The sequence below is a fragment of the Streptomyces sp. ISL-66 genome (genome assembly GCF_018614135.1).
In the GTDB taxonomy this organism is placed as follows: domain Bacteria; phylum Actinomycetota; class Actinomycetes; order Streptomycetales; family Streptomycetaceae; genus Streptomyces.
The window spans coordinates 1-17,128 of the sequence record NZ_JAGGOW010000041.1; the positions used below are offsets into that span (position 1 = coordinate 1).

General features: G+C 69.6%; 17 protein-coding genes and 2 pseudogenes. 12 read left to right on the plus strand and 7 right to left on the minus strand.

Annotated features, from left to right (window positions below; genetic code table 11):
• Nucleotides 1-250 precede the first annotated feature (250 nt).
• The 4 genes and pseudogenes from J7E97_RS09565 to J7E97_RS09580 all read left to right on the plus strand — a co-directional run bounded on the left by J7E97_RS09565 (nucleotide 251) and on the right by J7E97_RS09580 (nucleotide 3,543).
• Nucleotides 251-766, plus strand: coding sequence for a GNAT family N-acetyltransferase (locus J7E97_RS09565; RefSeq protein WP_215024456.1), 516 nt, complete (start codon nucleotides 251-253; stop codon nucleotides 764-766).
• Nucleotides 767-948: 182 nt separating this feature from the next.
• Entirely contained in the window at nucleotides 949-1,755 is an 807-nt protein-coding gene (locus tag J7E97_RS09570) for a hypothetical protein (protein ID WP_215024457.1), read from the plus strand.
• 170 nt (nucleotides 1,756-1,925) lie between these two features.
• Nucleotides 1,926-2,956: pseudogene (locus J7E97_RS09575) on the plus strand (IS701 family transposase); the annotation flags it as partial.
• Between the two features lie 170 nt (nucleotides 2,957-3,126).
• Nucleotides 3,127-3,543, plus strand: coding sequence for a nuclear transport factor 2 family protein (locus J7E97_RS09580; protein WP_215024458.1), 417 nt, complete (start codon nucleotides 3,127-3,129; stop codon nucleotides 3,541-3,543).
• Between the two features lie 77 nt (nucleotides 3,544-3,620).
• Here the strand turns inward: J7E97_RS09580 and J7E97_RS09585 are convergent, their stop codons facing one another.
• From J7E97_RS09585 to rpmB, 4 genes are all read right to left on the minus strand, one after another.
• Nucleotides 3,621-4,076, minus strand: coding sequence for a hypothetical protein (locus tag J7E97_RS09585; protein ID WP_215024459.1), 456 nt, complete (start codon nucleotides 4,074-4,076; stop codon nucleotides 3,621-3,623).
• A gap of 119 nt (nucleotides 4,077-4,195) precedes the next feature.
• Complete coding sequence (locus J7E97_RS09590) at nucleotides 4,196-4,567, minus strand: hypothetical protein (RefSeq protein WP_215024460.1); 372 nt, start codon at nucleotides 4,565-4,567, stop codon at nucleotides 4,196-4,198.
• Between the two features lie 293 nt (nucleotides 4,568-4,860).
• Nucleotides 4,861-5,166: a 30S ribosomal protein S14 gene (gene rpsN / locus J7E97_RS09595; protein ID WP_215024461.1), complete on the minus strand. Its 306-nt coding sequence runs from the start codon at nucleotides 5,164-5,166 to the stop codon at nucleotides 4,861-4,863.
• Nucleotides 5,166-5,402: a 50S ribosomal protein L28 gene (gene rpmB, locus J7E97_RS09600; RefSeq protein ID WP_215024462.1), complete on the minus strand. Its 237-nt coding sequence runs from the start codon at nucleotides 5,400-5,402 to the stop codon at nucleotides 5,166-5,168. The genes rpsN and rpmB overlap by 1 nt, the downstream gene beginning before the upstream one ends.
• Before the next feature lie 69 nt (nucleotides 5,403-5,471).
• Here rpmB and rpmG point away from each other — a divergent pair, with 69 nt between their 5' ends.
• From rpmG to J7E97_RS09615, 3 genes are read left to right on the plus strand one after another with little or no spacing between them, the layout of a single operon-like run.
• Entirely contained in the window at nucleotides 5,472-5,636 is a 165-nt protein-coding gene (rpmG, locus tag J7E97_RS09605) for a 50S ribosomal protein L33 (RefSeq protein ID WP_030162346.1), read from the plus strand.
• 27 nt (nucleotides 5,637-5,663) lie between these two features.
• Nucleotides 5,664-5,912, plus strand: coding sequence for a type B 50S ribosomal protein L31 (locus J7E97_RS09610; RefSeq protein WP_215024463.1), 249 nt, complete (start codon nucleotides 5,664-5,666; stop codon nucleotides 5,910-5,912).
• Complete coding sequence (locus J7E97_RS09615; protein ID WP_215024464.1) at nucleotides 5,909-7,051, plus strand: GTP-binding protein; 1,143 nt, start codon at nucleotides 5,909-5,911, stop codon at nucleotides 7,049-7,051. Before J7E97_RS09610 ends, J7E97_RS09615 begins: the two co-directional genes overlap by 4 nt.
• Nucleotides 7,052-7,199: 148 nt before the next feature.
• On the opposite strand, the pseudogene J7E97_RS09620 reads toward J7E97_RS09615, so the two are convergent.
• A pseudogene (locus J7E97_RS09620) lies at nucleotides 7,200-7,619 on the minus strand (NAD(P)-dependent oxidoreductase); the annotation flags it as partial.
• A gap of 39 nt (nucleotides 7,620-7,658) precedes the next feature.
• Here J7E97_RS09620 and J7E97_RS09625 point away from each other — a divergent pair.
• The 3 genes from J7E97_RS09625 (at nucleotide 7,659) to J7E97_RS09635 (ending at nucleotide 12,249) form a co-directional block, all read left to right on the plus strand.
• Nucleotides 7,659-8,408 carry a glycoside hydrolase family 5 protein gene (locus J7E97_RS09625; protein ID WP_308346441.1) on the plus strand — a complete coding sequence of 250 codons (750 nt, stop codon included), beginning with the start codon at nucleotides 7,659-7,661 and terminating at the stop codon, nucleotides 8,406-8,408.
• A gap of 517 nt (nucleotides 8,409-8,925) precedes the next feature.
• On the plus strand, nucleotides 8,926-10,434 hold the full coding sequence (locus J7E97_RS09630; protein WP_215024465.1) for a cellulase family glycosylhydrolase: 1,509 nt from the start codon (nucleotides 8,926-8,928) through the stop codon (nucleotides 10,432-10,434).
• Nucleotides 10,435-10,449: 15 nt separating this feature from the next.
• Nucleotides 10,450-12,249 (plus strand): glycoside hydrolase family 6 protein, encoded by a 1,800-nt coding sequence (locus J7E97_RS09635; protein WP_215024471.1) that lies wholly within the window; start codon nucleotides 10,450-10,452, stop codon nucleotides 12,247-12,249.
• A 180-nt stretch (nucleotides 12,250-12,429) separates the two neighbouring features.
• Here J7E97_RS09635 and J7E97_RS09640 read toward each other — a convergent pair whose 3' ends face one another.
• Together J7E97_RS09640 and J7E97_RS09645 are read right to left on the minus strand one after the other, a co-directional pair.
• Nucleotides 12,430-12,978, minus strand: a complete 549-nt coding sequence (locus J7E97_RS09640; protein WP_215024473.1) for an XRE family transcriptional regulator — start codon at nucleotides 12,976-12,978, stop codon at nucleotides 12,430-12,432.
• 53 nt (nucleotides 12,979-13,031) lie between these two features.
• Nucleotides 13,032-14,159 carry a LacI family DNA-binding transcriptional regulator gene (locus tag J7E97_RS09645; RefSeq protein WP_308346442.1) on the minus strand — a complete coding sequence of 376 codons (1,128 nt, stop codon included), beginning with the start codon at nucleotides 14,157-14,159 and terminating at the stop codon, nucleotides 13,032-13,034.
• A 446-nt stretch (nucleotides 14,160-14,605) separates the two neighbouring features.
• On the opposite strand from J7E97_RS09645, the gene J7E97_RS09650 reads away from it, so the two are divergent.
• Nucleotides 14,606-15,955, plus strand: coding sequence for an ABC transporter substrate-binding protein (locus J7E97_RS09650; RefSeq protein ID WP_215024475.1), 1,350 nt, complete (start codon nucleotides 14,606-14,608; stop codon nucleotides 15,953-15,955).
• A gap of 95 nt (nucleotides 15,956-16,050) precedes the next feature.
• Nucleotides 16,051-17,124: a carbohydrate ABC transporter permease gene (locus tag J7E97_RS09655; protein WP_215024477.1), complete on the plus strand. Its 1,074-nt coding sequence runs from the start codon at nucleotides 16,051-16,053 to the stop codon at nucleotides 17,122-17,124.
• Nucleotides 17,125-17,128 lie beyond the last annotated feature (4 nt).

The window sequence follows — 17,128 nt, forward strand, 5'->3', positions numbered from 1 at the left end:
CAGCACCGGCACACGCCAGCACGATGCGGGCCCGCAAGGCCACTGCCTGCGCAGATGACGCCCTGCGGACCCAGCGCTCCAACACCACACGCTCATCAGGCGACAACAACAACGGTTCCAACTTCGGACCTCGACGAGGCACCGGAACATCCGCAGAAGCAGTCATACACAAACTAACGACGGATCTCCGGCGCAGGACACTAGTACTCCAGCCGTAGATCGTGATGATCTAGATCGGTATCGTCGCCGTATGCCTGAACTGATCGCGCCCACCACCCGCCTACACTCCGCCTGGCTTCTGGCGCGTGACGAGTGGGGTCCCGGCTTTCACGAGGACGGATTCGGGCTGGGGCCGTCCGACGAGGTCGACTCGCCGGACGGGTTCGCGACCTGGGTGGCGCGGTTGACTGAGGAGTCGGGCCCGAAAGCGGTGGAGTCTGGGCGGGGTTGTACGTACCGCTGGATCGTCGAGTGCGACCGGGTGCACGGCGGGATCGCGCTGCGGCACGGGCTCAACGACTACGTGCTGCAGTTCGGCCACATTGGGTACGGCATCCGGCCGTCTTCACGTCGGCGTGGGCTGGCCACCTGGGCACTGGGCCGGATACTCGACGAGGCGCGGGCGCTCGGCCTGGACCAGGTACTGATCGTCTGCGAAGTCGACAACCCGGCCTCGGTGAAGACGATCGAGCACCACGGTGGAGTCTTCGAAGGCGTACGGGAGACCGAACATGGCCCCGTACGGCGCTACTGGATCAAGATCTAGTCCGCTATCTCGCCGGCGGGGGCTGACCCGAAGATCAGGTACGGCCACCACTGATCATCAGTGCGTGAAGACAGAAAATCATGTGGTGGCCGCAGGTCACAGCGTAATGCCTGCACTCTGGCAGGTGGCGTTCGATGGCCTGATGCGCCGCATTGTCAGTGCGGTGCGCTTCACTGTCCGCCATGGAGCTCACGCAAGCGGCCGTCAACGACCTATTGGCCCGACTCGGCCCGGGGGACGGCTATATGTACCTGCCCGGCGATCTGGACCCGCAGGACCTGACCGACCTACTCGCAGGCAGGTATGGCGTCCCGCGCACCCTCGTCCTCGATGGCTTCACCGATCCGACGGTCGACGATTCTAGGGGCGCGGCTCTCCTCGTCCCCTTCGAGGACCGCGCCGTGACGCTACGGGCGTGGGCGTACGGGGATCAGTGGGTCGGCACGGGGACGGCGCGGGACGCCGAAGGGACCGAGCGGTCGGTGCTGGTAATCGCTGGCAGAGAGGTGCCCGAGCCCTTGGGTGTCGCTCCGGACGAGGACGAGGACGAGAGCGAGGACATCGACTGGATGGAGCGGCTCAGACTGATCACCGGCTGGACACAGTCCGACCAGCGGCCGGACATGGACTGGGCGGAGATGGAGTCCCGCCTGGGCACCGCGCTGCCGAGCGACTACAAGCGCATGGTCGAGACGTTCGGCAAGGGCGCCTTCGACGGATTCCTGGACCTGAACCAGGAGCCGTGGACGGACCTCAGGGAGGACGGCCTGCTCATCTGGGCAGGCACGGAGCACGAGAACCTGTATTGTTGGAGGGCCGACGGCGACGACCCCGACCGCTGGCCTGTCGTGGTCCGGTCCTTCGACGGTGAGGACGTCCCCTTCGACTGCCAAGCCGCTGAGTTCGTCTGCCGCATCCTCATCGACCCGCACCACCCGTTCACGATGGCCCGCTTTTTCGACACTCACTGGTTCATGAACTACGGGTAGAGCGGCTGACCGAACCCTGCCGCCGAAGGCATCCACAGCGCGGTTGGCGGTGCCTTGGGGGAAACAGGACAGAAGCACTCGCCCGCCACGGCGGACTCGCCAGATCGTGATCTTGCTGGTGGGGTCGATGTGGGAACGCGTACGGCCACCGTTGATCATCGAACGGGGGGCTGGTGCTCGGACTGCTGTCGGACCTGCCGCGCAAGAACTGATGGTCGATCGCCGACTGGGCCGGGGAAGCGACTCCGCACGGCATGCAGCATCTGCTGTGCCGGGCCTCCTGGGACGCCGACGCGGTACGTGACGACGTCCGCGATTACGTGGTGGATCAGCTGCACGATGACCAAGCACTCCTCGTAGTCGACGAGACCGGCGACCTGAAGAAGGGCACCCACACCGTCGGTGTCCAGCGCCAGTACACCGGCACGCCGGGAGGATCGAAAACGCCCAGGTCGCGGTCTACCTTGCCTACGCGGGACTGCGCGGGCACGCGGCGGTAGATCGGGAGTTGCACATCCCGCGCTCGTGGACGCGTGACCGGGACCGCTGCCGGACCGCGGGTCTGGGCGAGGACACCGTCTTCGCGACCAAGCCGGAACTGGCCGCCCGCATGATCGGCCGGTTCCTGGACGCTGGGCACGGCGTGGGCTGGGTCGCCGGCGACGAGGTCTATGGCGGCAACCCGAAGTTGCGGTCCGCGCTGGAAGAACGCACGGTCGGCTACGTGCTCGCCATCGCCTGCTCAGCCGAGGTTGCAACCGGTGCGGGGAAGTTCCCCGCGGATGCCCTAGCCGCGAAGGTGCCAAAGCGGGCCTGGCAGAAGCTGTCGGCAGGGGCCGGCGCCAAGGGTTACCGCTTCTACGACTGGGCTGTTATCGACCTGGTCGAGCCCCGGCCCGGCAGTCACCAGCTGCTGGTCCGCCGCAACCGCACCACCGGTGAACTCGCCTACTACCGCTGCTTCTCGCCCACCCTGATGCCCCTGGCCACGCTGGTCCGCGTTGCTGGATCGCGGTGGCGGGTGGAAGAGACCTTCCCATCCGGAAAGGGCCTGGCCGGACTGGACGAGCACCAGGTCCGTCGCTTCACCTCATGGTCTCGCTGGGCCACCCTGGCCATGCTCGCCCACGCCTTCCTCGCCGTGGTTCGCGCCGACGAACACGTCCGCAGTCCCGCTCCGGACGAGCTGATCCCACTCACTTGGTCTTCTCGGGCGCCCGTCGGCGATTGACGGATATCTGTCGGTGATCTGTCGGTGATCTGTCGGCAGGTTCCGCGACCTTGAGATGAAGACGTGGTCGCCGGCGTCCCTGAGTGCGCTGGCCCGCCCGCGAGACCTGTGCAGGGCACCCGAAGCAAGGGAGAGTCGTCGTGGATCAGTCGCTTGTGGAGCGTATGCGGGAGTACCTGAACGCCGGTCTGGCGATGGACGTGGAAGCCCTGGATGCCCTGTACGACCCGGACTTCGAGAACATCCGGTGCGACGAGGCCGGCCAGGTGGTGACCTTGACGAAGGGCGAGTTCATGGCGCGCTTCCGCGCCCTGCGGGACCAGGGCCAGAGGGTGGGTGAGACGGTCGATGACGTCCGGTTCCTGGCCACCACGGTGTACGGCGACCAGGGATCGATCGTCATGCACCGACTCGAGGACGGGGTCCCGGCGCGCTACAACTTCGTCTGGCACCGGGAGGGCAGCCGTTGGGCCACTCTCGTGCGCGAGTTCACCTTCGAAAGGGACATCACCCCCCTGATCCAAATGGTGCAAGCCGCCCGCGGCGCATCCGCCTGACCAACGCGCCCCTTCCGTGAACCCGCGTCACTGGGAAACACCACGCTCCCACTGCCGCAAGCCCGTGGCCCTGGGCGTCAGTTGCGGGCGCTGCGAGCGAGCCAGGGGGTCAGCGTGACGGACGCGATCAGTTCCTGGTACGTCTCGTCACCGGGCACCGGCACGACGAGCCACTGGCCCGGAGGGAAGAACCGGCCCTTCGTGAAGGCCAGGCCGCCGTAGACGGACCGGAGAAAGGCAGGAACGGAGTCCTTGGGCACATCCTGGAACTCGACGCCGTCCACCGTGATCTTCGCGTCGTCCTCGGGGAAGATCCTGACGCTCACCTCCGGGGCACCGGCCAGTTCGACGAACGCCTCGTGTGGCAGCGAGCCGTCGGGATCCACCGTCACGAAGGCGCCGGCCGAGGTGCGGCGCGACGTCTGGTCCGCGCCGATGTCCTCGGTGACGGTCATCGTCAGGCGGTACTCGTCGGCGAGGGCGCGTACCGCGCTCACCGCGGCCTCTGTGGTCAACAGACGGGGATGATCCATGATCGGCATTCTGCCTCACGGAGGCGGACGGGGACCGGATAAAGGGGGGTTGCCAGCCCCCAGTGCAGGCGAGGCCCGCCTGGCGTGGCGCTCGCCGTGCTCTCGCTCTCGCCCTCGCGTCAGACGGCCGGGCGCCGGCCGGTGCCGAGAAACCGCGTGACGGAGGAGTCGAGGAGGTTGCCGAACTCCTCCGGGGAGGCGATCCGAGGACATTCGGTGACGAGCTCCTCGTCGGTCAGTGCGTCGAGGTCCGCCCAGCCGCCTCTGTACAGGACGAGTTGCAGCTCGCGCCAACCGTCGGCGCCCCGGATGCGTACGCCGATCGAACACGGGTCGGCAATGAGGGCCCGGTGGGTCTCCAGCCTCTGAGGCCAGGGCGCGGCCTGGTCCAGCCACGTGACCGGCCCCGGCTCGAGTCCGGACTCCGTCCAGGCGGGAAGGCGTGCGGTGATCTCGGCGACCGCCTGATCGAGGTCGATGACGTGGTCCATGGAGCGATCTTCGCTCAGCGGAGCCCGACCGCGAAGCGCGGATCGAGAACCTCGTCCCGAGGCCGGTCGGCCGCCGTCGGCCGCCGTCGGCCGGATCGCCCTGCCTCCACCTGACGAAGGGTCGTCGTCTGCCGCCAACCGCTCGATCGCGTCGGCCGCCCGGGCCTTCCCGGCCGGGAACGGCAGCTTCTCCCGCCACACCATCCGCGAGACGTCGGCGTGCGGGCCCACGTCCCGCCGGGGACGTGGGCCCGCACTCTCGACGGATACCCCGGTTCGCCTGGTTTCAGCCGCTACCAGGACGACTTGGTGACTCCCGGGAGGAATCCGGCGTGTGCCTGCTCCCGCATCCGGACGCGTGAGAGTCCGAACTTGCGGAGGTGTCCGCGGGGTCGGCCGTCCACGGCGTCCCGGTTGCGGATCCGGGTCGCGCTGGCGTCGCGGGGCTGTGCTCGCAGCTCCGCGGATGCGGCGCGGCGCTCGGCCTCCGTCGAGGAGGGCCGTCGCGCGGTCTCCTTGAGTTCGGCGCGCCGGGCGGCGTACCGCTCGACGATCGCCTTGCGCTTCTCGTTCTGCGCGATCTTGCTCTTCTTCGCCATCAGACCTTCACTCCACGGGCGCGGATCCGGGCCACGGCCGCCTCGACGCCGATCAGGTCGACGGTCTTGATCGCCTTCGCGCTCAGGGTCAGGCGGACGTGGCGGCCCTCGCCGGCCAGCCAGTAGCGCTTGCGCTGGATGTTGGGGTCGAAGCGGCGGGCGGTGCGCCGGTGCGAGTGGGAGATGGCGTTGCCGAAGCCCGGCTTGGCGCCGGTCAGTTGGCAGTGGGCGGACAAGGTGTTACCTGCCTCTCTCTGAGCCGAAACTGTTATTGGAAATGATTTCCATTCCCGTATAGTAGCGGCATGGCACGCAACGAAGTACGCCCGATCGTCAAGCTCCGCTCCACCGCGGGCACCGGATACACCTACGTCACCCGCAAGAACCGCCGGAACGACCCGGACCGCATGGTGCTCCGCAAGTTCGACCCGGTGGTGCGTCGGCACGTCGACTTCCGTGAAGAACGCTGACCCGCTCCCCTGCCTGAAGGACACCCCATGAAGCACGGAATCCACCCCGCCTACGGCCCCGTCGTCTTCCGCGACAAGGCCGCCGACTTCGCCTTCCTCACCCGGTCCACGGCAACCAGCCAGAAGACCGTCGACTGGGAGGACGGCAACACCTACCCCGTCATCGACGTCGAGATCTCCTCCCAGAGCCACCCCTTCTACACGGGCACCGCCCGCGTCCTGGACACCGCCGGCCGCGTCGAGCGCTTCGAGCGCCGCTACGGGAGCAAGCCGTGACCCTGCCCGTCGTCATCGTCGGAGGGCTCCACTCCGACGCCCGCAAAGAGGTCGTGGACCGGCTGCTGCGCACCGTGCCCGGAAGCGTCGCCCTCCACCACGACCTGGCCACCGCGCCGACGGGCACGGTGCGGCGCCTGGTGCGCGACGCTTCCGGCGAGCTGTCCCGCGGCGAGACTCCCCTCTTGAACGACTGTGCCTGCTGCGCACTGCGCGAGGACCTGGTCCCCGAGCTGGAACGGCTGGCCGACGGCGGCCTGACCCGGCTCGCGGTGGTCGAGCTGTGGGACTCCGTCGAGCCCAAGGCGATGGCCGAGGTCGTGGTCGCTCACGGAGCCGGCGTACTCGATCTCACGGGCGTGATCACGGCGGTCGACCCGGCTCTGGTGCTCCCCTACCTGGTCAACGGCGACGACCTGGCGGAAACGGGCCTCGCCGCGGCCGCCGCCGACCGGCGGACGGTCGGGGACACCTGGGCGCGGCAGTTGGAGTACGCCTCCGTACTGGCCCTCGTCGACGGGGAGGGTGCGGACGCGCAGGACCGGGCCCTCCTGGCCCAGCTCCATCCGACCGCCCGTCAGGTGTCCGCCGCATCCGGCGCGCTCGCGCAGCTGACCTTCGCCGGTTTCGACGTGGAAGCGGCCGCCGCCGCCCAGCACCCGGCATGCGCCCTGCTGCCGCAGGAAGCCGACGAAGCGGGGGTCGCCACCTTCGTCTGGCGCCGCCACCGCCCCTTCCACCCCGAACGCCTCTACGCGGCCTTGGAGGACCTCTGCTGCGCCGCAGCCCGCAGCCGCGGCCGCTTCTGGCTCGCCGACCGCCCCGACACCCTGCTGGCCTGGGACGCGGCGGGCGGCGCCCTGTGCGTCGAGAACGCCGGCCCGTGGCTCGCCTCGCTGCCGGACGCCGCCTGGGAGATGGTGCCGCCGGTGCGCAGGGCGGCGGCCTCGCTGGACTGGCACCCCGAGCACGGCGACTGCTGCCAGCACCTCGTCTTCACCTCACCCGGCCTCGACCGGCACGGCCTGACCCGGCTCCTCGAGTCCTGCCTGCTCACCGATGACGAATACACGGCGGGGCGGGCGGCCTGGAAGGCACTTCCCGCCGCCTTCGACGTACTCCTCGACCCCGTCTCCTGACCACCGGGGCCGGCCCGGCACGGGTACGGCCCCGTCGATCGACACCACAACCACGAAGTAGGGGCTCGGGCCGGCCGTCCCGGTAGCCCGTGACGAGGAGCCGGTGGTACGCGGGGGCGGCCTACGGGTGTCCGGGACGGCTCCCGCGTCACACCGAGCGGTGCGGGTCCGCGCGGGTGAAGGAGCCTCCGACGTAGCGGGCGTCCGGGTGGTCCGGGTCGAGGGGGCCGTGGGTGGCGAGGAGGGCCTCGGCGTAGGCCTCGGCGTCGTCCTGCGGGTCGTAGCCGAGGGCCCGCGCGGAGGCGAGGTCCCACCAGGCACGGGTGTTGGCGCTGATGCCGTTGACGACGGTGTGGCCCACGTCGGGCGCGGTGAGGGCGGCGTGCACGAGGCGGGCGCAGTCGGCCGGGCTCAGCCAGGTGGCGAGCATGCGGACCGAGCGCGGCTCGGCGAAGCAGGAGCCGATGCGCAGGGAGACGGTCTCCACCCCGTACTTGTCGGCGTAGAGCGAGGCCAGGTTCTCGCCGAAGGCCTTGGAGAGCCCGTAGTACGTGTCCGGGCGGGCCGGGACCGTGCTGTCGATCCGGGCCCCACCGCGTCCACGTACGTGCAGGAGGACGGCTACGAGACCGACCCGCAGAAGTTCACCGACCTCGTCCACTCGCTCATCGAGCAGGCGACGGTCCGGGGCATGTACGTGATCGTCGACTGGCACATGCTCGACCCCGGCGACCCGAACTACAACCTGGCCAAGGCCAAGACGTTCTTCACCGCGATCGCCGGTCGCCACAAGGGCAAGAACAACCTCTTCTACGAGATCGCCAACGAGCCGAACGGCGTGAGCTGGGCCAAGGTCAAGACCTACGCCGAACAGATCATCCCGGTCATCCGGAACATCGACCCCAACACGCCCGTCCTCGTCGGCACCCGCGCCTGGTCCTCGTTCGGGGTGTCCGACGGCGCCGACGAGAGCGAGGTGGTGGACAACCAGGTCAACGCGTCCAACATCATGTACACGTTCCACTTCTACGCCTACTCGCACCGCGAGGAGTACCTGAACACCCTCTCGCGCGCCGCCGACCGGATCCCCGTGTTCGTCACCGAGTTCGGCACCCAGAACTACGCGGGCGAGGGCAGCAACGACTTCACCATGTCGCAGAAGTACCTCGACCTGATGGCGGCCAAGAAGATCAGCTGGACCAACTGGAACTTCTCCGACGACGACCGCACCGGAGCGGTCTTCAAGCCGGGCACCTGTGACGGCAACGGCCCGTGGACCGGCACGAGTTCCCTCAAGCCGGCCGGCGTCTGGATGCGCGACCGCGTCCGCTCCGCCGACGACTTCCCCACTGCCTGAGACGTGTGATCCGCCCGGGCAGCACCCCGGCACCCGACTCCCCCGGCCCCCCGCGTCCGCTCACCGGAACCACGAGCGGGCACGGGGGGCCGCTCCCGTTGCGCCCGCACACCGCCTGTACGGGGCCGTCCTGTCGATCGGCTCCGTCTGGGCCCGGTGCTGGGCGGCGTACTCACTGAGGCCGACCTGTTCGGGCTGGGCTGGGCGGGCCGGGACATCCGAGCGTCTGGTGTGGGGGGGGGCGTTCCGGCATGTCGATGGTTCTCCTCGCGACTCGGTGAAACGGGGCGTCGAAGGGCAATGAGCACAAGCTCTGAACCAGTGGGAGCGCTCCCACTGTGCAGACGGGACGCAACGGCGTCAAGATGCATGAAGAGTCGAAGACCTTCAGCGACCAAATTCGTCAACTGCTCTTTTGCTCGGAGTCAGTTGCCGCTACGGTCTGGCCCCAACCAGTGGGAGCGATTCCGTCAGTCGGCGCGCCGCCAGGGCGTGCCCTCGCTGCAAGGACTCGCTCATGCGACATCCCCCACGTCCGTTCGCGCTGCTCACAGGGGCAGCGCTGGCGATGGCGAGCTGCGCCTTCGCCGTTATGGGTACGGCCCCAGGAGCCGCGGCCGTACCTGTCTGCACCGTGACGTACTCGGTCGTCGGCCAGTGGGCCGGCGGATTCCAGGGTGCGGTCACCGTTACCAACAACGGTTCCGCGCTCGATGGTTGGAGCCTCGGCTTCTCCTTCCCGGCAGCCCAGACGGTGAGCCAGGGCTGGGGCGCCAAGTGGTCCCAGACCGGTCCGTCCGTCACGGCCGCGAACGAGAGCTGGAACGCCGCGCTCGGCACCGGTGCGAGCGTGACGACCGGTTTCATCGCCTCGTGGTCGGGTGCGAACACGGCGCCCAGCGCCTTCACGCTCAACGGCACCCGCTGCAACACCGACCCGGGGCCGGACCCGACACCCACACCCACCCCTACGCCGACACCCACCGGCCCGACCGATCCCCCCGATCCCGCCTCCGGGGCGCCCGAGTTGAGCGTCACCGGCAACCGCCTCACCGACCAGAAAGGCGCCACCCGCCGCCTCCTCGGCGTCAACCGCTCCGGGGGCGAGTTCATGTGCGTCCAGGGCAACGGCATCTTCGACGGCCCCGTCGACGACGCCTCGGTGCGCGCCATCGCCGACTGGAAGGCCAACACCGTCCGCATTCCGCTCAACGAGGAGTGCTGGCTCGGCCTCGACAACATCAAGCCCGAGTACCGGGGCGCTCCGTACGTCGACGCCGTCAAGGGGCTGGTCGCCCGGGTCCTCGCGCACGGCATGACCCCGGTCGTCGAACTGCATTGGTCCTACGGCCAGTACACCGGCAACTCCTCGGGGTGCGCCGACGTCCACGCCTCCTGCCAGAAGCCGATGCCGGACGCCCAGTACGCGCCGGCGTTCTGGACCTCGGTGGCGAACACCTTCAAGGGAGACCGCCGGATCGCCTTCGACCTGTTCAACGAGCCCTATCCGGACCGGGCGACATCCACCACCGCACAGGCGTGGACCTGCTGGCGCGACGGTGGCGCCTGCCCGGGCATCGGCTACGAGGTCGCCGGCATGCAGGACCTGGTGGACGCCGTCCGTACGACCGGGGCGCGCAATCTCCTCCTCGTCCCGGGCATCGCGTACTCCAACGACCTGAGCCAGTGGCTCACCCACTCCCCCACCGACCCGACGGGCAATCTGGCCGCGGCCTGGCACGTCTACAACTTCAACACGTGTGCCACTGAATCGTGTTGGGACTCCACACTCGCCCCGGTCGCGGCCCGGGTCCCCCTGGTCGCGGGCGAGATCGGCGAGAACACCTGCGGACACGCGTTCATCGACCGCGTCATGGCGTGGTCGGACGCCCGCTCCCTCTCGTATCTCGGCTGGACCTGGAACACCTGGAACTGCTCCTCGGGACCTGCCCTGATCACCTCGTACGACGGCACACCCACCGCATTCGGCATCGGGCTGCGCGACCACCTGCGCGCCCTGAACTGAAAGGTATCCCTCGAAATGAGCCGCACAACCAGCACCACCGCGGGCACGACCCCGCGTACGACCTCCCGCAGGACCGGCCGCACCGCCCTTCTGGCGGCCATCGGGCTGATCACTGCGAGCGGCGCCACCGCCACCGCGATGGCCTCCACCACGGGAGCTGCCGCCGCGGGCTGCAAGGTCGAGTACCACATCGCCAACCAGTGGAACACCGGGTTCGGCGCCAATGTGATCGTCACCAACACCGGTGACCCGGTGTCCGCTTGGACCGTCGAATGGTCCTACGCGGGCGACCAGCGGGTCACCCAGGGCTGGAACGCCGAGATCACCCAGTCCGGGGCCGCCGTGAGCGCCAAGAGCCTCTCCTACAACGGGAACCTGACCACGGGCGGTTCGACGTCCTTCGGGTTCAACGCCTCGTACAGCGGCACGAATTCGGTTCCCGCGACCTTCAAGCTCAACGGCGTCACGTGCAACGGCGCCGGGCCGACCCAGCCGCCGACCACTCCCCCGACGACACCTCCCACCACACCTCCCACCACACCGCCGACGACCCCGCCGTCCGGCAACAAGGCCGACAACCCGTACGCCGGCGCCAAGGTGTACGTGAACCCCGAGTGGTCCGCCAAGGCCGCCGCCGAGCCGGGCGGCGCCAAGGTGGCGAACCAGCCCACCGCCGTCTGGCTGGACCGGACCGCCGCCATCCAGGGCGTGAACGGCGGCATGGGCCTGCGCGACCACCTCAACGCGGCCCTGACACAGAAGGGTGCCGGCGAGCTCGTCGTCCAGCTGGTGATCTACAACCTGCCGGGCCGGGACTGCTCCGCCCTGGCCTCCAACGGCGAGCTGGGCCCCACGGAGATCGACAAGTACAAGACGCAGTACATCGACCCGATCGCAGCGATCCTGGCCGACCCCAAGTACGCGGGTCTGCGGATCGTCACCACGGTCGAGATCGACTCGCTGCCGAACCTGGTCACCAACGTCTCCGGGCGCCCGACGGCCACCGCCAACTGCGACGTGATGAAGACCAACGGCAACTACATCAAGGGCGTCGGCTACGCGCTCAACAAGCTCGGCTCGATCGCCAACGTCTACAACTACGTGGACGCGGGCCACCACGGCTGGCTGGGCTGGGACGACAACTTCGGCGCCTCCGCGGAGATGTTCAAGCAGGCTGCCACCGCCGAGGGGTCCACGCTCGCCAAGGTCCACGGGTTCATCGTGAACACGGCCAACTACAGCGCACTGAAGGAGGACCACTTCCGGATCGAGGACTCCGTCAACGGCACCTCCGTACGCCAGTCGAAGTGGGTGGACTGGAACCGGTACACGGACGAGGTCTCGTACGCCCAGGCCATGCGGTCCAAGCTGGTCTCCCTGGGCTTCGACACGAACATCGGCATGCTGGTCGACACCTCCCGCAACGGCTGGGGCGGCACGGCCCGGCCGACCGGACCCGGCGCGCTGACGAGCGTGGACACGTACGTCAACGGCGGCCGCTACGACCGGCGCATCCACCTCGGCAACTGGTGCAACCAGTCGGGCGCAGGCCTCGGCGAGCGGCCGACGGCGGCTCCGGCGGCGGGGATCGACGCGTACGTGTGGGTCAAGCCGCCGGGCGAGTCGGACGGGGCGAGCAAGGAGATCCCGAACGACGAGGGGAAGGGCTTCGACCGGATGTGCGACCCGACGTACACGGGTAACGCGCGCAACGGCAACAGCATGTCAGGGGCGCTTGCGAACGCACCGCTCGCCGGCCAGTGGTTCTCGGCGCAGTTCCAGGAGCTCATGAAGAACGCCCACCCGGCACTGTGACGCACGGCCGCTGAGCCGACGTCCCGCTCGTGGGCCGGAGCCGTACGGAACCTCCGGGTTCCGTACGGCTCCGCACGCTGCGGCCGGACCACAGCGCGAGCGGCCACCGGCTCAGACGTCGATCGGTGACCGACTCAGGCCCCGATCGGTGACCGGCTCAAGCCTCGATCGGTGACCGGCTCAGGCCTCGCCGCCGCGTTGGTGGCCGCGGCGGGCGTCGCGGTCGAAGATGCCCAGGATGTCGCAGGGTCCGCCCTCGGCGCCGATGGCGTGCGGCAGCATCGTGGGGAACTCCGCCGCCTGGTTCGTCTCCACGCGGATGCGCCGGTTGCCCAGCAGCAGGACCGCGGTGCCGGACAGGACGACGAGCCATTCGCGACCGGGATGGGCCCGCATGCTCGACGGGCTGTCGGGCGGGGGGTTCGTCAGGCGTTGACGCACGACGCTCATGCCGGGGTCCGACCTTATGGGCCAGCGCATGCGCCCGCGCGCCGCGTCGATCGTCGGGCTGGTGATGACGTCCTCGGTGGCGGTCTCGACGAGCTGGTCCAGGGAGGTGTCCAGGGCCCGCGCCAAAGTGACCAGCTGGTCCAGGGCCAGGCGGCGCTGGCCGTTCTCGATGCGGCTGAGCGTGGACTGGCTGACCTGGGCGCGGGAGGCCAGCTCCTCGAGGGACCACCCCTGCGCCAGGCGCAGGGCCCGGATCCGTTTGCGTACCAGGCTGTCCATCTCGCCACCGTCTTGCGTCACAAGCAACACCCTATGCCCTCAGGGCAAGGCGTTCAGGAGGAATCCCGCACGATCAGCTCCGTGGGCAGCACCCGGCGGGGCTCCTCGGGCCTCGCCGCCGCTCCCGCCGTCGCCTCCTCGGCCGCTCCCGCCGTCGCCCCCATCGCCGCTCCCCTCGTCGCTTCCGCCGACGCTGTCGCCGCGGCACCTGCCCCCGAGGCCTCCGCGATCTTCTGGAGCAGCAGCCGGGTCATCGTGCGGCCCATCTCCTCGATCGGCTGACGCACGCTCGTCAGGGGCGGATCCATCAGCCGGGCCACTGCGGAGTCGTCGACCCCGACGAGGGCGACGTCCTCGGGGACCCGGCGCCCCGTCTCGCGCAGCACGCCGCGCGCGCCGGCCGCCATCACGTCCGAAGCGGCGAAGACCGCGTCCAGGCCGGGATCGCGCTCCAGGAGTTCGCGCATCGCCAGCCGGCCGCCCTCCTCGGTGAAGTCCGCGGTGGCCACGAGGGATTCGTCGGGCGGGATTCCGGCCTCGGCGAGCCCCGCACGGTAGCCGCCCAGGCGCGCGCGGGCCACGTACATGTCGAGCGGCCCGCTGATGGTCGCGATCCGGCACCGGCCCCGGCCCACGAGGTGGGCGACGGCCGCCCGGCCCGCGCCGATGTTGTCGGAGTCCACGTAGGCGACGCGTTCGGCTTCCGAGCGCCGCCCGTTCATGACGACGGGCAACCCGAGGCGCGTGATCCGGTCGGGCAGCGGATCGTCGCCGTGTACGGATGCCAGCAGTACGCCGTCGACCCGCTGGGCGGCGAGGTACTGCTCCAGCCGCTCCCGCTCGGACCCGGTCCGCACCAAGGTGAGCAGCAACTGCTTGTCGGCGTCGGCGAGCTCGGCGCTCACCCCGCGGATCAGGTCGAGGAAGTACGGCTCCGCGAACAGCCGGGCCTCGGTCTCCGGAATGACGAGGGCCACCGCGTCGGTCCGGTTGCCGGCCAGCGCCCTGGCCGCCTGATTGGGTACGTACCCCAGCTCGGCGACGGCACGGACGACGGCCTCCCTGGCCTGCTCGCTCACCCGCGGCGAGCCGTTGATCACCCGCGAGACCGTGCCGCGGCCGACGCCGGCCAGGGCCGCGACCTCTTCCAGCGTGGGCCTGCCGTTCCGCCGTCCGCTCACGACCTCCAACTCCCTCCCGCCTCCTCACGTTCCACGCCGGACCACGCCGGACCGGGCCGGGCCCCACTCATCGCGCAGGGCAGAATCCACCCCCTCCCCCGGACCGCGCGGCAGACGGTACGCGGCGGGTCCCGAGCGCTTGGGAGCGCTCCCACACTAGCCGCGATCTCCGTCGGGTGCCACGGGTCTCACCCCTGGCGCGACGGAACTCCCGGCCGGTCGGAGCACGGTGGCCACCGAACGGCTCCTCGCGACCAATCCGCGCCCATCCCTTGACACCCGCACCCGCCAGGCAGCAATCTTCCGGCAACGACGTGGGAGCGCTCCCACTCAGGGATGCGACAACGCCCTTCACATCAGGTCCGGGCCGGACCCTCGCCGAGCCGCGAACAGCCCGCCGGACCGCCGGGCGCACAACGAGCACCACCTTGGACGAGGAGAGTGGAATGCGCACTTCCAGCAGCAGACACGGACGCCGCCCCGCGATCACCACGGTCGCCGCGGCCCTCGCCGTCATGACCGGTGCGGCCTTGCTCACCGGTTGCGGCGACACCGGCGACAGCGACGACGGCGCGGCCGGCGGCGAGAAGATCACGCTGCGGATCGGGACCTTCGGTTCCTTCGGCTACGACAACACCACCGGGGCCAAGCTCTACGCCGAGTACGAGAAGGACCACCCCAACATCAAGATCGAAGAGTCGAACGTCGCCGACGGCCAGAAGTACTGGGACACGCTCAAGCTGCGCCTCTCCCGCGACAGCGGTCTCGCGGACATCCAGGCCCTCGAAGTGGGCTACATCGCGGAAGCGACCGGGCCCGCCCTGGCGGACAAGTGGGCCGACCTCGGCAAGACGGGCGGCGCGGACCTCGGCGCGTTCCTCGACTGGAAGGTCAAGCAGGCCACGACGGGCGACGGCAAGGTCATCGGCCTCGGCACGGACATCGGCCCGATGGCCATCTGCTACAACAAGGACCTCTTCGCCAAGGCCGGGCTGCCGACCGACCGCGCCCAGGTCGCCGAACTCTGGGCCGGCGACTGGGCGAAGTTCATCCAGACCGGCGAGACGTACAAGAAGAGCGCCCCCGAGGGAACCTCCTTCCACGACTCCGCGAGCGGCCTGTTCAACGCCGTGGTCTCCAGCGAGCCGGTCCAGTACGCCAACACGAAGGGCGAGCTGGACTACGAGAACAGCCCCGGCGTGAAGAAGGCGTGGGACACCGCCATGGCGGCGGCGAAGGGCGAACTGACCGCGAAGTTGCGCCAGTTCGACGAGAAGGGCAGCTGGAACGCGGCCTTCAAGAACTCGAAGTTCGCCACCGTCGCCTGTCCGAGCTGGATGACGGGCATCATCAAGGAGCAGGCGGGCGCCGAGAACCAGGGGAAGTGGGACATCGCCGCGCCGCCGGTGGCCGGGAACTGGGGCGGCTCCTTCCTCGCCGTTCCGAAGTCGGGCCAGCACGCCAAGGAGGCGGCCGAGCTGGCCGCCTGGCTCACCGCTCCGGCGCAGCACTCCAAGGTCTTCGGCGTGAACGGCAACATCCCGTCCTCCAAGGACACGCTGTCCTCCCCGGCGGTGCAGGACGCCAAGCTGCCGTACTTCGGCGACACCCCGGTCGGCAAGATCTACTCGCAGGCCGCTGCCGGCATCTCACCCGCCCCGATCAGCCGGTGGGACGGCCAGGTGAAGACCTTCCTCACCGACAACGGCATCCTCGACATCGAGCAGCGCGGCACCGACCCGGTGAAGGCCTGGGAGAACGTCAAGAAGCTGGTCGACGACAAGATCGACCAGTAGCGGGGGCCGCGCGACGGCCCGCCGCCCGCGAGCGGCGGGCCGTCGCCGTCCGCACCACCGCACCACCGCACGGCATCCACCTGGAAGGACGCCCCGTGGCCACCTCCGTACGGGCGACCGGCGGCGGCTCCCCGCCGCCCGCGCCGCCGCCCGCCGCCGACCCCGGCTCCCGTAAGCACCCCTCCGGTCCGGGCAGATGGCGCAGCACGCTCTACCGCCTGGACCTGAAGGCGGTCCCCTACGTCTTCGTCGCCCCCTTCTTCCTCACCTTCGCCGCCTTCGGGCTCTTCCCCCTGATCTACACGGGCTGGCTCTCGCTCCACCGGGTCGAGCTCGGCGGCAGCGCGCAGTGGAAGGGGATGGAGAACTACAGCTCGCTGGCGACCAGCGAGTTCTTCTGGAACGCGCTCGCCAACACCTTCAGCATCGGTGTGATGTCGACGGTTCCGCAGCTGCTGATGGCCCTCGGCCTGGCGCACCTGCTCAACTACAAGCTCCGCGGCCGCGGGTTCTTCCGCGTCGCGGTCCTGGCCCCGTACGCCACCTCGATCGCGGCGGCGACGCTCGTCTTCGCCCAGCTGTTCAACACCGACTACGGCCTGATCAACACGGCCCTGGGCTGGGTCGGCTTCGAGCCGGTCGCCTGGGAGTCCTCCAAGTGGCCCGCGCAGATCGCCATTTCGACGATCGTCACCTGGCGCTGGACGGGGTACAACGCGCTCATCTACCTGGCGGCGATGCAGTCCGTCCCTCAGGACCTCTACGAGGCCGCGGCGCTGGACGGGGCTTCGCGCCTGCGCCAGTTCCTCAGCGTCACCATCCCCTCGATCCGGCCGACGATCCTCTTCACCGTCGTCGTCTCCACGATCGGTGCCACCCAGCTCTTCGGCGAGCCGATGCTCTTCGGCGGCAGCGTCGGCATCAGCGGTGGCAGCGGGAACCAGTTCCAGACGCTGAGCCTGCTCATGTACGAGAAGGGGTGGGTGACCGGTGCGCTGGGCCAGGCCTCCGCCATCGCCTGGGTCATGCTGCTGCTCCTGCTGCTCATCGGCGGCGTCCAGGCGCTGGTCTCCCGGTCGCAGCGCAAGCGCGGCGCCAACCGCGACCGCGACCGCCGCGGCAGCACCCGTAGCAGCCACAGCCGTACTCGCAAGCAGCCGGGGAGCTGACCTC

What these genes read in the sequence shown, in the direction of transcription:
- rpsN (WP_215024461.1), bottom strand. Translation starts at nt 5,166, where the DNA reads ATGGCGAAGAAGAGCAAGATCGCGCAGAACGAGAAGCGCAAGGCGATC.
- J7E97_RS09585 (WP_215024459.1), bottom strand. Translation starts at nt 4,076, where the DNA reads ATGGATCATCCCCGTCTGTTGACCACAGAGGCCGCGGTGAGCGCGGTA.
- J7E97_RS09635 (WP_215024471.1), top strand. Translation starts at nt 10,450, where the DNA reads ATGAGCCGCACAACCAGCACCACCGCGGGCACGACCCCGCGTACGACC.
- J7E97_RS09570 (WP_215024457.1), top strand. Translation starts at nt 949, where the DNA reads ATGGAGCTCACGCAAGCGGCCGTCAACGACCTATTGGCCCGACTCGGC.
- rpmG (WP_030162346.1), top strand. Translation starts at nt 5,472, where the DNA reads ATGGCACGCAACGAAGTACGCCCGATCGTCAAGCTCCGCTCCACCGCG.
- J7E97_RS09640 (WP_215024473.1), bottom strand. Translation starts at nt 12,978, where the DNA reads ATGGACAGCCTGGTACGCAAACGGATCCGGGCCCTGCGCCTGGCGCAG.
- J7E97_RS09650 (WP_215024475.1), top strand. Translation starts at nt 14,606, where the DNA reads ATGCGCACTTCCAGCAGCAGACACGGACGCCGCCCCGCGATCACCACG.
- J7E97_RS09590 (WP_215024460.1), bottom strand. Translation starts at nt 4,567, where the DNA reads ATGGACCACGTCATCGACCTCGATCAGGCGGTCGCCGAGATCACCGCA.
- J7E97_RS09630 (WP_215024465.1), top strand. Translation starts at nt 8,926, where the DNA reads ATGCGACATCCCCCACGTCCGTTCGCGCTGCTCACAGGGGCAGCGCTG.
- J7E97_RS09565 (WP_215024456.1), top strand. Translation starts at nt 251, where the DNA reads ATGCCTGAACTGATCGCGCCCACCACCCGCCTACACTCCGCCTGGCTT.
- J7E97_RS09610 (WP_215024463.1), top strand. Translation starts at nt 5,664, where the DNA reads ATGAAGCACGGAATCCACCCCGCCTACGGCCCCGTCGTCTTCCGCGAC.